The sequence below is a fragment of the Bradyrhizobium sp. WCU1 genome (assembly GCF_053474805.1).
Window position 1 is genome coordinate 4,681,093 of sequence record NZ_CM130280.1, and the last position, 14,239, is coordinate 4,695,331.

General features: G+C 65.9%; 15 protein-coding genes. 7 read left to right on the top strand and 8 right to left on the bottom strand.

Annotated features, from left to right (window positions below; genetic code table 11):
- The first annotated feature begins 283 nt into the window (after positions 1-283).
- Positions 284-1,504: a hypothetical protein gene (locus tag ACTUWL_RS21625; RefSeq protein ID WP_021080710.1), complete on the top strand. Its 1,221-nt coding sequence runs from the start codon at positions 284-286 to the stop codon at positions 1,502-1,504.
- A gap of 20 nt (positions 1,505-1,524) precedes the next feature.
- On the opposite strand, the gene ACTUWL_RS21630 is transcribed toward ACTUWL_RS21625, so the two are convergent.
- The 4 genes from ACTUWL_RS21630 to ACTUWL_RS21645 all read right to left on the bottom strand — a co-directional run bounded on the left by ACTUWL_RS21630 (position 1,525) and on the right by ACTUWL_RS21645 (position 4,233).
- On the bottom strand, positions 1,525-1,731 hold the full coding sequence (locus ACTUWL_RS21630) for a hypothetical protein (RefSeq protein ID WP_021080709.1): 207 nt from the start codon (positions 1,729-1,731) through the stop codon (positions 1,525-1,527).
- Complete coding sequence (locus tag ACTUWL_RS21635; protein ID WP_021080708.1) at positions 1,728-1,964, bottom strand: hypothetical protein; 237 nt, start codon at positions 1,962-1,964, stop codon at positions 1,728-1,730. Before ACTUWL_RS21635 ends, ACTUWL_RS21630 begins: the two co-directional genes overlap by 4 nt.
- Before the next feature lie 153 nt (positions 1,965-2,117).
- Positions 2,118-3,338: an NAD(P)-binding domain-containing protein gene (locus ACTUWL_RS21640; protein ID WP_021080707.1), complete on the bottom strand. Its 1,221-nt coding sequence runs from the start codon at positions 3,336-3,338 to the stop codon at positions 2,118-2,120.
- Positions 3,331-4,233: a LysR substrate-binding domain-containing protein gene (locus ACTUWL_RS21645; protein WP_021080706.1), complete on the bottom strand. Its 903-nt coding sequence runs from the start codon at positions 4,231-4,233 to the stop codon at positions 3,331-3,333. Before ACTUWL_RS21645 ends, ACTUWL_RS21640 begins: the two co-directional genes overlap by 8 nt.
- A gap of 109 nt (positions 4,234-4,342) precedes the next feature.
- Here ACTUWL_RS21645 and ACTUWL_RS21650 point away from each other — a divergent pair, with 109 nt between their 5' ends.
- Positions 4,343-4,576, top strand: a complete 234-nt coding sequence (locus tag ACTUWL_RS21650; protein ID WP_021080705.1) for a hypothetical protein — start codon at positions 4,343-4,345, stop codon at positions 4,574-4,576.
- An 80-nt stretch (positions 4,577-4,656) separates the two neighbouring features.
- On the opposite strand, the gene ACTUWL_RS21655 is transcribed toward ACTUWL_RS21650, so the two are convergent.
- Positions 4,657-5,289, bottom strand: a complete 633-nt coding sequence (locus ACTUWL_RS21655) for an SCO family protein (protein WP_021080704.1) — start codon at positions 5,287-5,289, stop codon at positions 4,657-4,659.
- Positions 5,286-6,401: an MBL fold metallo-hydrolase gene (locus ACTUWL_RS21660; RefSeq protein WP_021080703.1), complete on the bottom strand. Its 1,116-nt coding sequence runs from the start codon at positions 6,399-6,401 to the stop codon at positions 5,286-5,288. The genes ACTUWL_RS21655 and ACTUWL_RS21660 overlap by 4 nt, the downstream gene beginning before the upstream one ends.
- Positions 6,402-6,593: 192 nt before the next feature.
- On the opposite strand from ACTUWL_RS21660, the gene ACTUWL_RS21665 reads away from it, so the two are divergent.
- Positions 6,594-7,301, top strand: coding sequence for a glutathione S-transferase N-terminal domain-containing protein (locus ACTUWL_RS21665; protein WP_021080702.1), 708 nt, complete (start codon positions 6,594-6,596; stop codon positions 7,299-7,301).
- Between the two features lie 117 nt (positions 7,302-7,418).
- On the opposite strand, the gene ACTUWL_RS21670 is transcribed toward ACTUWL_RS21665, so the two are convergent.
- Positions 7,419-8,210 (bottom strand): crotonase/enoyl-CoA hydratase family protein, encoded by a 792-nt coding sequence (locus ACTUWL_RS21670; RefSeq protein ID WP_021080701.1) that lies wholly within the window; start codon positions 8,208-8,210, stop codon positions 7,419-7,421.
- 90 nt (positions 8,211-8,300) lie between these two features.
- Here ACTUWL_RS21670 and ACTUWL_RS21675 point away from each other — a divergent pair, with 90 nt between their 5' ends.
- Complete coding sequence (locus tag ACTUWL_RS21675) at positions 8,301-8,945, top strand: TetR/AcrR family transcriptional regulator (RefSeq protein WP_021080700.1); 645 nt, start codon at positions 8,301-8,303, stop codon at positions 8,943-8,945.
- A 93-nt stretch (positions 8,946-9,038) separates the two neighbouring features.
- Positions 9,039-10,214: a molybdopterin molybdotransferase gene (locus ACTUWL_RS21680; protein WP_021080699.1), complete on the top strand. Its 1,176-nt coding sequence runs from the start codon at positions 9,039-9,041 to the stop codon at positions 10,212-10,214.
- An 18-nt stretch (positions 10,215-10,232) separates the two neighbouring features.
- On the opposite strand, the gene ACTUWL_RS21685 is transcribed toward ACTUWL_RS21680, so the two are convergent.
- The gene (locus tag ACTUWL_RS21685; RefSeq protein WP_035652469.1) at positions 10,233-10,907 is read right to left on the bottom strand and encodes an HAD family hydrolase; all 675 of its coding nucleotides are present in this window, start codon (positions 10,905-10,907) and stop codon (positions 10,233-10,235) included.
- Between the two features lie 327 nt (positions 10,908-11,234).
- Between ACTUWL_RS21685 and ACTUWL_RS21690 the strand changes: the two genes are divergently transcribed.
- On the top strand, positions 11,235-12,812 hold the full coding sequence (locus tag ACTUWL_RS21690; protein ID WP_021080697.1) for a DUF1800 domain-containing protein: 1,578 nt from the start codon (positions 11,235-11,237) through the stop codon (positions 12,810-12,812).
- Positions 12,809-14,038, top strand: a complete 1,230-nt coding sequence (locus tag ACTUWL_RS21695; protein WP_035652466.1) for a DUF1501 domain-containing protein — start codon at positions 12,809-12,811, stop codon at positions 14,036-14,038. Before ACTUWL_RS21690 ends, ACTUWL_RS21695 begins: the two co-directional genes overlap by 4 nt.
- The last annotated feature ends 201 nt before the right edge of the window (positions 14,039-14,239 follow it).

Here is a 14,239-nt window from a genome sequence, read left to right on the forward strand (position 1 = left end):
GAATATGGGATGAGTCCGGCAGCGAGGAAAGGGCAAATGGCGTCCTGATCCGAGTGCGGGCGATGCTGCTGACAGCAGGGTGTCAGCAGAGCCGGGCGGCATTGGCAGAGGGCGGCTGCATCGAGGACGCGTGGGCCCGACTGCGCGCGCTGACGGGAACCGAAGCTTGTGGAAAATCCAAAGGTAGCCGCCGGTTTTGCTCACAACCAGCTCGCGAATCGCCCTCGCGCATGACGTGATCCGCCTGTTTGATTTCTTTCATTACGCCATTTCGGGGGCCGCGATGTTTTTGAGGGCTGCAAGCCGCGTCGTCGCGGCTGTCGTCGCGTTATCGATGTTGATCGGCTGCGCGGAAATCGATCGCAGGGGAGGAACGGTCGCGGAAATCGAGGACTACGTCCTGTTCGCCGCGCATACCAAGAGTCACCGTCTGTTCCGTTCATATCTGCTGATCGGCGTTCTGCTGGCGGCGGCCAGGCAGGGCGGTCACAACGAGGCCGATGTCGCTGCGATCGAAGGCAATTTGAAGTCCGCGCTTGCCGTGGCGTTTGAAGCCTATGAGTGCCTCTATCAGGACCCCGCCGGCGCGCCGCCAAACTGGTTGAAGATCGCGACCCAGGTCGACACCGCCAGTGCGATCGGCACCTTCGAGGCGGTCAACTTCGCAAACCCCACCATTTGCCAGTTCTTTGATGAGAAGATGGCGCGACTTGACTACGCGCTGTACCGCCTCGCGCTGAGCTCGCTCTTCAACGAGAAAACGAGCGTGCAGCTCGCGTCGATCCGCGACAAGCTGATCGGTGAGGTCCCGGTGCTGTCCGCGTCGGCGAAGGCCGCAATCTTCGGAGTGAGGGCAATCAATCAGACGACCACGATCGTCGACGACCTGCTGAATCTCAGCTTCTCAAGCCTGGGGCCGGTGCTGACGCTGCTGCCGCTCTATCGCGACTCCCTTGAAATGAACATGTGGATCATCGCCGACACGCTCACCCGAACATGCGCGGACCCCAATCCGCTGCCGCGCGACACCATGCTGCTCAAGGATGGAACGCCCGCACCGAGCTTTGCGCTCGATTGCCAGACCAAGGCGTACGCCTTCTACATCCTGAACTACGGCAACGGCGATTTGCGTGCCTGGCGCAACTTCGCATTTCAGATGAACTATGTGGGCATGGGGATCGAAGCCTATGCGCCGCACTTCGTGCTGGTTTCGCGGTTGATCTGGCGGTCCTGCAGCAATCTTCTCAAGCAGGCGGATTGCACCGACGTGCTGACCAAGGCGATTGCGCAGGCTTCCGGAGAATCGATCCTCGTGAAGGTGCACGAGGGAAATCGCGTCTACAGCGCATCGGTGGGCACCCGCTCGCGGTATGCGCGGCGGCCTGCGGCGCCGACCGAGACGTCAGGATCTCCGAAGGCGATCGCTGCTCCACAGCGCGAGCCGGAATCGACCGGTTCGGTTGGGCAGCCGAATGCCGCGGGGGGTGTTGCGCCGGCGCGCTAGTCTAGCGAGCGAAGCCCGCTTCAGGCGCGCGGCAGGTCGACGATGTCGAGATGGATCCCGCCGCAGCCGTCGCAGCGCAGGGTCCAGTATTCGGCGGCACGGCCGGGAATCACGCGCAGCAGCGAGAGCCGGGCGGCGCATTCCGGGCAGCTGGTCCTGACCTGCGCCGGCCAGACCGGATCCGGCTCGCATTGCGGGACCACGGCGAGCACCACGTTGCCGGTCACGCCGACGCTCCGGTTGCCGGCATCGTTATGCCATAGCGCTGTGGGAACCGGTCGATAGTTTTCTTCGCGTCGGCGATCGCCGCATCCGGATCGGACCACGCAAAGCCGATGTCGAGCGTCGGAAACGGCATGCCATCGATGACGACCGGCCTTTGATCGACCCGTTGAATCCTGGCGTGCCATTGCCCTTTCCCCACTTCGAACGACTTGATCTCAAAACCGCTGTAAATCATTCGCGACCTCGGGATGCCCTTCTCAAGGGAAGCACGGGCGCGCGGCGCCTTATGTGAACCAGATCACAAATCGCGCGGTTTATTTCCGCATTGCAAACCAGCTCCGGCTTTTTGTTTTGCCGCTGTTTCCTAGGGCGAACCGCGCGAAAACGGCTAGCCGCGGGCTGCGATGTGATCGGCGAGGGCCGCGGCGTCGTCGCCGACGCCGGACAGGAACGAGGATTTCATCTTCGACAGCCATTGCAGGCCGAGGAAATACAGGCCCGGCACCTCGGAGACGCCGTGATGGTGTCGCGGTACGCCATTGGCGTCGAGCACCGGTATGTCGATCCAGTTCAGATCGAGGCCATAGCCGGTGGCCCAGATCACGCCGGTGATCCGCTCGGCGCGCAGGTCGATCGTATCCAGCGGCGCAGTGAGGCACGGCGGATCGGGCAGGCGGAGGCGCGCCAGGGGATCGGCGGGCTGATCGAGGCCGCGTGCGGCGATGAAGTCGTCGACGATCCCGAGGAACGTCGCGTAGTAGGCGTCGCCATTGGCGATGTTGCTGGTGAGATCGGGTGCGATCGCGAGCACGCCGTTGCGCGCTGCGGTCACGCGGCCGAGCAGCGTCACGCCATCGGCGGCGAAGCGGCGGAAATCGATGGTGCGGCCGCCATGGGCGCCCGAGATCACCGGCAGCAGGCGCGACGGGCCGCGCTGCTCGACCCGCGTTTCGTCAACGCCCATCTCGGCCAGCCACCAGAACAGATCGCGGCCGCGATAGCGGCGCGGCAGACGGTTGTGACGTCCGACCGACAGGAAGACGCGGCGGCCGGCGCGCATCAGCTCTTCGGTGATCTGCGCGCCCGAGGCGCCGGCGCCAACCACCAGCACCGCGCCGTCAGGCAATTGCGCTGGATTCTTGTAGCTGCTGGCATGGACCTGAAACAGGCCGGGATGATCGTCCAGCAGCGCCGGCCGCAGCGGCCGCTGATACGGGCCGGTGGCCACGACGACGCTGCGGGCGGCGATGCTGCCGCCGGCAAGATCGGCAACGAAGCCGCCGGCATCGCGGCGCAGCTTTGTCACCTCGACGCCGCAGCGGATCGGCGGCGTGACGAATGTAGCGTAGTCTTCGATGAAGGCGATGATGGCAGCGGTGTCGGAGAAGCCGTCGGCATCGGCGTGCGGAAACGCGAAGTCCGGCAGCCGCACCGACCAGTTCGGAAACTGGAACATCAGTCCGTCCCAGCGTTCACTGCGCCAGCGCTCGGCGATCCGCCCCCGCTCCAGCACCAGATGGCCGATGCCGCGCTGCTTGAGCCGATGGCTCATCGTGAGTCCGGCCTGGCCGCCGCCGATCACCAGCGTGTCAACGGTCTCGTCAGCCATTGCGCGCTCCCTTGCGGTGCGCGGCCGGTTCCGCCGCGGCGCGGATGATCCAGCGCCGGAACGCGGCGAAGTCGCGCTGCTCGGCGTGGAAGCCGCGATAGACCAGATACCAGCGCATCCCCTTCGGCACGCTGAGCGCAAACGGCGCCACCAGCCGACCGGCGGCGAGATCGTCGTCGATGTAGGGCCGGATGCCCATCGCGATTCCGAGCCCGTCGCTGGCTGCCTGCAACGCCTGGCCGTAGAACTGGAACTCCGGGCCGCGCGCGGTGACACGCGTCACGCCGGCGGCCTTCAGCCAGGACGGCCAGTCGTCCGGCGAATGCGCGACGCGGATCAGGCTCGGTCCCCTGAGGTCGCCGGGCCGCTTCAGGGCGTTGGCGAGCCGCGCCGCGCACACCGGCATCAGGTCGGCGGCGAACAATGGTTCGGCGACGAGGCCCGGCCATTGGCCGTCGCCGAGCTGGATGCCGCAGCTCCAGTCGTCGGCGAACGGCACCGCCATGCCGCCGGTCGTGATCCGCACCTCGATGTCGGGCTCCGCTTTGCGAAACTCGGCGAGGTGCGGGATCATCCATTTCATCGCAAAGGTCGGCCCGACGCCGACGGTCAGCACGCGCGCACTCGCCGACGCCGTGACCTGCGCGGTGAGGCTCGCCAGCGCGTCGAAGATCGGGGTCAGGCCGCCCTGATAGGCGCGGCCGGCCGGCGTGGTGATGAGGCGGTTCGCCTTGCGCTCGAACAGCGTGACACCGAGTCGCTCTTCCAGCAGATGCACCATGCGGCTGATTGCGGCGGCCGAGACGTTGAGCTCATGGCCTGCCGCCGCGAAGCTGCCGGTCCGCGCTGCGGCCTCGAACGCCTTGATGCCGTTGAGAAAGAGCAGCCGCCGCATGAACCCTCAGGAAAGCTGATGCAAGGGCAAGATAACTCAGTTTGCGGGACGAGGCCAAGCGGCGCAGACATAGCGGACGATGAATCCCTGCTGACCCGGCGAGGACCAAATGACTGAGACCACGGACGCCCTGGTGCTCGATCTCGTCGAATGGGTCGCGCGCGAGCCGCGGCCTTATACCGAAGTGCTCGAGGTCTGGCGCACCTCATGCCCGCGGCTGACGATCTGGGAGGACGCCGTCGACCGCGGTTACGTCGCGCGCCGTCCCTCGATCGAGGGCATGCGGGTGATGGTGACGGCGAGTGGCGAGACGTTTCTGCGCGCGCACGGGCGGATGCATTGAGATCTCGATGGCACCGCGTTCCTCACCTCTTCCACAAGGGGAGAGGTGGACCTCCGATGCAGCGATAGTTGACGATCTTGTCAGCGCGCCGGCGCGACGAGCCTCGGCCGGATGATCTCGACCATGCGGTCGGCCGAGGTGCCCGGCGGGAAGAAGCCGAGATAATTGCCGTCGCGGTCCATCAGATAGATGTAGGCGGTGTGATCGACGGTGTAGTCGCCGGCGTCCTGCGGCACCCTTGCGTAATAGACCTTGTAGGCATCGGCGACCTTGCGGATCGCATCGGCGCTGCCGGTCAGCCCGATCAGGCGCGGATGAAACATCGGCACATAGTCTGCGAGATGGCTTGCGGTGTCGCGCTCGGGATCGACCGTGATGAAGATCGGCTGCACCTGGTCGCCGTCGGGGCCGAGCCTGTCGAGCGCCAGCCCGATCGCCTGCAGATCGGTCGGGCAGACGTCCGGGCAAAAGGTGAAGCCGAAATAGACCAGCATCAGCCTGCCGCGGAAGTCCCTGTCGGTGCGCGCATGGCCGGCCTGATCGGTCAGTGCGAACGGGCCGCCGACCGGCTCCCTGTTCCACATCAGGATGTCCATGATCTCGGCGGCCGAGCGTGCCGATTGCGCTGGCGCGTCGCCGGCCAGCGCCGGCGCCAGCGTCAGCCATAGGCCGGCGCCCACCCAAGCGAAACCGCGCAGGATGGGTCGGATCATATGCCGAACGAAAGGCGGCTGCCGGTGGTCGTGACCAGCACCTTGTCGCCCATCTGTGCGGTCGCCTCCTGCACGAAGTTGAGCCCGGAGCAGTGCATCGGGACCACTACGTCGGGGTCGAGCTTCTTGATCTCGGCGACGACCTCGGTGAGGTAATCCTTCGGCGCCGGCCCGAGATGGAAGCCGCCGACGATCGCGTGCACCTTCTGGATGCCCGAGACCTCCTGCGCCTGCTTGACCGAATTGACGATGCCGACATGGCCGCAGGACGAGATCACGACGAGGCCGAAGTCGCGCACGTTGAAGCAGGTCGCATGCTCATGGATGTGCTCGTCGGGCACGATCTTGCCGTCCAGCTCGGCCGGCAGATAGTGGCTGGCGTTGCAGCCGAGCCCGTCCTTGATGCCGAACTCGACCCAGGTGTTGGGCAGCACGCGCTCGACGCTGCGACGGTTGATCTTGCCGGTCGTGAAGGCGTGGCCCGCGATCACGGTCGGGGTCTCGCACAGCACGGTAGTGACGCGTTGCGCGGCGAGCTGGCGGCGGTCCAGCGTGCCGAAATCGGTGAACTGGCCCTTGGTCGGGGTGGCGCTGACGCGGTGGCAGAAATTGTCCTCGCCGCCCGCGTAGAGCTTGACGTCGGCCGGAAGCTTGTCGCGGAATTTATCGAGGAAGCCGTTGAGGCCGCCGAAATGGTCGTAATGCCCGTGGCTCACGATCAGCGCGTCGAGCTTCGACGGATCGACGCCGACCAGCGCCATGTTGTTGAGCAGGACTTCCGGCGTATAGCCGTAGTCGAGCATCAGCGTGCGCTGCGCGCCCTTGGTCTCCGACTCCAGCCACAGCGACAGGCCCCATTCGTTGTGCAGCGACTTCTGGTAGTCGGCTCCACGCGGCGGCGGCGCGATCGTGACGCCGCCCGACTGTTTCGGTTTGAAGAACAGGTCGTAGCTGGAATCGACCAGCACGCGGATCGAGAGCTTGTCGACGGTCGGCACCTCGATCGGCGCGGCACTCGCGATCTCGACGCATGAAAATGCATTCGCCGCTGCCGCGCCGGCCAGCGCCGCGGATGCCTTCAGAAAGTCGCGTCGTGCCAGATCCCTGATCATCGCAATTCCTCCCGCTGCAAATATCGTCATTGAAACAAACAAACTGTCGGCGGAGCCTAGGCCCAATCGCGCATCCGCTCAATCGGCTCATCACAATTGCGCGCGAATGGCAGTCTGCACCATTGACTTGGCATCCGGATTATTCAAATTCATGCAAACGCATGTTTCGCTTCCGACAACAGGATCACCCCCATGATCGATCTCCACTACTGGTCCACGCCGAATGGTCACAAGATCACGATCTTCCTCGAAGAGACCGGATTGGAGTACAAAATTTTCCCGGTGAACATCGGCAAGGGCGATCAGTTCAAGCCGGATTTCCTGCAGGTCGCGCCGAACAACCGCATTCCGGCCATCGTCGATCACGCGCCGAAGGGCGGCGGCAAGCCGATCTCCTTGTTCGAATCCGGCGCGATCCTGCTTTACCTCGCCGAGAAGACCGGACAATTCCTGCCCCAGGATCTCTACGGCCGCTACGACGCGATCCAGTGGACGTTCTGGCAGATGGGCGGGCTCGGGCCGATGGCCGGGCAGAACCATCACTTCCGCAACTACGCGGTCGAGAAGCTGCCTTACGCGATCGACCGCTATGTCAACGAGACCAACCGGCTTTACGGCGTGCTCAACAAGCGGCTCGCCGATCGCGAATTCATTGCCGGCGCCTACTCGATCGCCGACATGGCGAGCTATCCCTGGGTCGTGCCCTACAAGAACCAGGGCCAGGAGATCGACGACTTCCCGCATCTGAAGCGCTGGCTGGAGACGATCGGCAAGCGCCCGGCGACCGAGCGCGCCTATGCCAAGGCCAAGGAGGTCAACCCGAATTTCGGCCAGCCCGCGATCCGCACCGAGGAAGAGCGGAAATTGCTGTTCGGGCAGACCGCGGCGGTGGTGCGGTAGGGCCCGACTCTCTCTACGTCATTGCGAGGAGCGAAGCGACGAAGCAACCCATTTTTCCGCGCATGCGGTTCTATAGATTGCTTTGCTTTGCTCGCAATGACGAGGGCGGGACGCCGACTACGCCCCGACATACTTCGCCGGTCGCCGTTCCTTCCACGCCGCCAACCCCTCGGCGAGATCGCGGCTCGGCACCAGCGCGGCGAACTGCTCGCTCTCGACCAGCAAGCCCTCGGCAATCGGCATGTTCAGCCCGCGCGTCACCGCAGTGATGGTGCCGGCAACGCTGCCCGGCGAGTGCCTGGTGATGCGGCCGGCGAGCTCGCGCGCCGCATTCAGCAATTGGTCGTGCGGCACGATCTGGTTGATCAGCCCGATCTCGCGCGCGTGCTCGGGCGGGAACGGATCGCCTGGCAGCAGCAGCTCCAGTCCGCGCTTGCGTCCGGCCAGCCGCGGCAGCCGCTGCGTGCCGCCGAAGGTCGGGGGCATGCCGAGCTTGATCTCGGGTTTTGCAAACAGCGCACGGTCGCTGGCGATGGCGAGATGCACGGCTTCGGTGATCTCGCAGCCACCGCCGAAGGCGAGCCCGTTGACCGCGGCAATCACAGGCTTCTTGAACGCCTCGAGCCGTGCGGTCATCGCCTGACCGCGGCGGACGAAGTCGCGCACCGCGACGGCCGCGCCCTGTTGGACGCTGCCAGAGAATTCCTTGATGTCGGCGCCGGCCGAGAACGCGCGCTCGCCGGCGCCGGTCACGATCACGGCGCGCACCGCGGCCTCGCCCTCGATGCGGTCGAGCGCCGCCATCAGCTGGTCGATCAGCGCGTAGTTCAGCGCGTTGAGCTGCGCCGGGCGGTTCAGCGTGATCAGGGCGATCCCATCTTGGGTCTCGAGCAGGATAGGTTCGGACATGATGCGGTCTCCGGCATTCGTGTGTGTCGGAGTTGAATGTAGGGTGAGCCGCGATTTGTGTATATTCACTGGTTAGTATACATACGACGGATGCCCCGCCCCTCCGAGCCGACCCGCGCGCGCATCGTCCAGGCGGCGAGCGCGCTGTTCTACAATGAAGGCATCCGCCGCGTCAGCGTCGACGAGGTCGCCGCCAAGGCCGGCCTCACCAAGCGCACGCTGTATTATCACTTCAAGAGCAAGGACGACCTGGTCGCCGCCTATCTCGCCGCGCGCGACCAACCCAACCTCGCGCTGTTCCGGAAATGGTTCGCGGAGGCCGACGGTGGCTTGCCGGCGAAGGTCGAGGCGATCTTCAAGAACCTCGCGCGCTCGGCGCGGCACCCGAAATGGAAGGGCTGCGGCTTCCTGCGCACCTCGGCCGAGCTTGCCAACATGCCCGGCCATCCCGCGATCAGGATCGGCGCCGCGCACAAGAAGAAGTTCGAGGACTGGCTGCGCGCGACCTTCTTGGAGCAGCGGATTGCCGATCCGCAAAAGCTGGCGCGGCAGATCCTGCTGCTGCTGGACGGATCATTCGCGGTGGTGCTGCTGCATCGCGACGCCAGCTACATGGAGACGGCCGGCGAGGCCGCGCGCACGCTGATCGAGACGGCGCTGGCGATGAAGGGGCCAAAACGGAGGCAGGCTACGAGTTGCATTCGGGCAACATCGTCCGGAAAGATGAGGCGTTAACCTTCATTCGCCATTGCGCGACCACGCCCCGAGCGGATGATCGCATCGTCACATGCTGCAATCTGGCTCCCGAGGGAGCCCGTGGAGGCTGGGATGGTGAACTCGCGGCGGGTGCGGGCGGCGGCGTTGGGCGGGACGGTCGTTCTGTCGAGCTGCATTGTCTCGTGGTTTGCGGCGTTCGGTTCGGCTGGTATCGAGAAAATCGATGCGTCGGTCGCCGATGCGGCAGCCGTCGTTGCATCGATTGATGGGGCCCGCGCACCTGCTGTCGCCGCCGATGCCGTCTCGGCGAGTTCGCCGGCGACTGCCATGTCGAACGCTGCCGTCGACGACCCTCGTGCACGGACCAAGAATGAACAGGAAGCAGTGACGACCGCCCATGCTGTGCCGACTGCGCACGAACCGGAACCGGTCGTCGAGGCCGCGTTGACCGATCCGGCACTGCCGCTGGATATTCAATCGCTGCAGGCGCCGGCAGCGAACACGCCGGATCCGGAGCCTCGCGCGGCCAGGCCGGCGGTGGACTCCGTCGAAATCCTCGACGAGTGCTGGGACGTCGACGCCTGCATCGATCGCTATCTGTGGGCGCTCTATCAAAGGACGCCCAAGGAAGACACCATCAAGGTGCCGGAGCAGAGGCAGGTGACGGTCAAGAGAAAGAAGAAGATGGTGACGGTCACCAGAACCTTCACCAGGCTCGTCGATGAGGATTTCGCCTGGAAGGACGCCAAGGCGGCAGAAAAAGCCGGCATGCCGATGATGGACTACGTCATGGGAGGCGTCGATCGGAGCTTCAAGCTGAAGCTCTTTCATGCGCTTCTCGCGGCGGAACAGGCCGGCCTGTCGCCCGGCATCACCAGCGCCTTCCGAGATGACTACCGCCAGTCGATTGCAAGCGGGCTGAAGGCGGCCAGCAACAAGTCGTATCACGGCGGCAGCTTCCGTGGCGGTTACGGTCATGGGCTCGCAGCCGACATCGTCAGCATCGACGGCGCGACCCGCGACGACCGTTGGAGATCGTCGGAAAGGCTCTGGAAATGGGTCGACGCGCACGGCAAGGAGTTTGGCGTCGCGCGCCCCTATCTCGGTTTTGACCCGCCCCATCTGGCGCCGATCGATGGCAAGGAATATGCCGCGCACCGCGGTGGCGGCGAAACCCGACAGGCGGCGCTGGACACGAAGACGCGCAGCCGCCATGCGGCGCGCGATAGTCACGTCGCGGCGAAACGCGCAAAGACCGCGAAGTCATCGAAGGTGCGAACGATCTGAGCGGGATCGCGATGGCGCTTAAAGCGCGCCGCGCTCCTGCAGCAGCGCCAGCACCGCGTTGAGGTCCGGCAACACAGCCGCGCATTTTGCCCGCGTCTCCTCGGTCGGCGGCGCCATGTCCGGGACCATCAGCGTGATCGCGCCGGCGGCATGCGCGGCGGCGACGCCGTGGTTGGAGTCCTCGACCGCGATGCAGGCCGCAGGTCGCACGCCGAGCTGCGCGGCGGCCTTGAGATAGAGCGCCGGGTCGGGCTTGCCATGCGTCACGTCGTCGAGCGTCAGCAGCGTTTCGAAACGATCGCGGATGCCGGCGAGGCTGAGGTTGCGCTCGGCCGAGCGGCGCGAGGACGAGGTCACGATCGCCATCGGGCGTTCCGCGGCGGCGATGGCGTCGAGCAGGTCGAGCGTGCCTGATTTGAGCGGCAGGCCCGCGCGCATCATCCGGTCGCGATGTTCGAGGAATGCAAGGTTGACGGCATCGAGCGGAAACGCCGCGCCGTAATGATCGCGCAGCATCGCTTCGCAGACCGGGCCGGGAAGCCCGACCATGGAATGGCACAGCGCGACGACATCGTCGGTGTAACCGCATGCATTGAGCGCCGCGACCAGGCTCTCGAAGTAGACCTTCTCGGTGTCGAGCAGCGTGCCGTCCATGTCGAGCAGGATAGCGTCGACGGTCCAGGGCGTGTTCACTTGTATGTTCACTTGCCGCGCGCCGCCGCTTGCTGGTCCGCCAGTTTCCGCAGGCATGCGGGGCACAGGCAGTCCGCGCCGTCGGTTGGCATCGGCAGGCGAAAGCTCTCGTCGAAGCACCAGCACGATCCCGTGAGCGAGCAGGAGAACTCGCTGCCGCATGCCGCGCAGGCGAGCCGACGTGGTGAAGCTCGTTCGGAACGATCGCTTGACGAGAGGTCCATTTCTAACCGCGATTTAATGCACGAATTAATCTCGGGTTCATCCCGGACCGCGCTATGATGCCGGCAACCGATATAGCCGGGATCGGCCGTTAAGGGAATTCCGATGGCCCGTGATTCGCAAGCGGCGCTGATTGCGCTCAACCGGTTTGGATTCGGCGCCCGCGGCGGCGCAGCCGGCGACTTCATCAACGCGGCCTCCGATCCGCGCGGTTTCGTGCTGACGGAACTTGCGCGTCCGAACGGTGCGCTGCTCGAAGTGCCGGGCCTGCTCTCGACGCCAGAGCTCGGCAAGCAGGTGTTCGACTATCAGTTCGAGATCCAGCAGGAGCGCAACGCCGCCAAAGCCGCGCAGCAAGGTGCGAGCGAGATGCCACCGCAGGGCTCGGACGCGAAGCCGCAGCCGCGGCGCAATCTGTCGCTGTCGTCGGCGGCGAAGGAGATCGCGGCGAAGGATCCGGCGATGCAGTCGGCCGACAATGCCAATGCGGCGATGACGCTGCCGGCCGCGATGCAGCCTCCGACGATGCAGACGATGGCTAATCCACCGAAGCCGCCGACCGAGCCGCCCAACATCATCCAGAAGACGTTCCGCGCCGAGGCCTTGGCGCGGCTGCAGCGCGGCGTGATCGCCGATTGCGGTTTCGCCGAGCGGCTCGTGGTGTTCTGGTCCAACCACTTCTGCATCTCGGCCAACAAGGGCGCGCTGGCGCGGATGTGGGCCGGCTCGTTCGAGCGCGAGGCGATCCGCCCGCACGTGCTCGGCCGCTTCGCCGATATGCTGAAGGCGGTCGAGCAGCATCCGGCGATGCTGTTCTTCCTCGACAACCAGCAATCGCTCGGCCCGGAGTCGCGCGCCGGCATCAATCGCCACCGCGGCCTGAACGAGAATCTCGCCCGCGAGATCATGGAGCTGCATACGCTCGGCGTCGGCGGCGGCTACACCCAGGACGACGTGACGTCGCTGGCGCGCGTCATCACCGGCTGGACATTCGCCGGACGGCAGGGCCAGCTCGGCGCGCCCGGCAGCTTCGTGTTCAACGCCAACGCCCACCAGCCCGGTCCGCAGCAGGTGCTGGGCAAGACCTATGCGCAGGCCGGCATCGCGCAGGGCGAGGCAGTGCTGTCGGACATCGCGCGGCATCCCTCGACCGCAAAGTTCATCGCGACCAAGTTCGCGCGTCACTTCGTTGCCGACGATCCGCCGCCGGCACTGGTGGCGAGGCTGCAAGACACTTTCAGCAAGACCGACGGCGATCTCAGGGCGCTCGCCACCGCGCTCGTTGGATCCAACGAGGCGTGGCAGGCGCCATTGACAAAAATGCGTTCGCCTTACGAATTCCTGGTCGCGTCGGGCCGGCTGTTGGCGCGCAATCCCGAGGACCCGGGCCGCTATCTCAACGGCCTCAATGTGCTCGGCCAGCCGCTGTGGTCGCCGGCCGGGCCGAACGGTTTTCCGGACACCGCTGCCGCCTGGGCGGCGCCTGAAGGCCTCAAGCTCAGGCTCGACATCTCGGCGCAGCTCGCCTCACAGCTCGCCGACAAGTTCGATCCGCGCGACCTGCTCGAGCTGATTGCGGCAGATGCCGCATCGCCGGAGACGCGGCGCACGATCGAGCGCGCGGAATCGCGGCAGCAGGCGCTGGCGCTGCTGCTGATGTCGCCGGAATTCCAGAGGAGATGACGATGGATTGCTCCGAGAGCCTGATGATGCAGGCGACGTCGCGGCGCGCGCTGCTGCTCGGCGGCGCCTCGTTTGCCGCCTGGGCCTATCTGCCGAAATTCGCGCGTGCCGCCGATGGCCGCGATCCACGCTTCGTCACCATCATCCTGCGCGGCGCGCTCGACGGTCTTGCGACCGTCGCGCCGATCGGCGATCCCGATTATGCCGGCCTGCATGGTGCGATCGCGCTGAGGGCGGATGGGCCGAACGCGGCCGTGATGCTCGACCCCTTCTTCGGGCTGCATCCGGCGATGCCGGAATTCGCGCGGATGTATCGTGCCAAGCAGGCCGCGGTGGTGCATGCGGTTGCGACCTCCTATCGCGATCGCTCGCATTTCGACGGCCAGGACGTGTTGGAGAGCGGCTTTCCCGGTCCCGGCCGCGTGCAGTCCGGCTGGCTCAACCGCGCGCTCGAAGCCTTGCCGAAGGGCGAGCGGGTGACGAGCGCGCTCGCGGTCGGCCCGACCACGCCTCTGGTGTTGCGCGGCGCCGCGCCGACCGTCGGCTGGGCGCCGACCGCGCTGCCGCAGGCCGCCGACGACACCGCGATGCGGCTGCTCGATCTCTATCAGCATCGCGATCCGACGCTGGCGAGCGCGCTGACGCAAGGCTTGCAACTCGAGAAGCAGGCGCAGGGCGACGAGATGAAGCCGAAGCCCGGCGGCGGCGGCGTGGCGGCGATGCGTCTGGTGGCGCGCGGCGCCGCCAAGCTGATGGCGGCGGATGACGGTCCGCGGATCGGTGCGCTCGCCTTCGACGGCTGGGATACCCATGCCAACGAGGGCGGGCCGGTCGGCCGGCTCGCGCAACTGCTCGGCGGTCTCGACGGCGCGCTGGCGGAATTCCAGAGCGGCCTCGGCGCGCGCTGGCGCGACACCGTGATCGTGGTCGCCACCGAGTTCGGCCGCACCGCGCGCATCAACGGCACCGAAGGTACCGACCACGGCACCGGTACCATCGCGCTGCTCGCCGGCGGTGCGGTGAATGGCGGCCGCATGATTACCGACTGGCCGGGCCTGAAGCCCGCCAACCTCTACCAGGCCCGCGACCTCGCTGCGACCACCGACCTGCGCGCCGTGATCAAGGGCGTGCTGCATGACCAGTTCGGAATTGGCGAGCGCGTGCTGGCGGATGCGGTGTTTCCGGACAGCGCGCCCGCGAAGCCGATGAAGGGGTTGGTGGTGTAGTACTCGCTACAACGACGGCGTCGTCCCGGCGAAGGCCGGGACCCATCACCACCGAACTCGATTGTTGAAAAACGTTCGAGCCACAGCACGCTATCACCCCGCGGATTTGTGATTGTGGGTCCCGACCTTCGCCGGGACGACGCAAGCAAGGTGCCGTTCTACCGCCGATCGCGCAGGGCAGTGTCACAGACGCAATGTCAT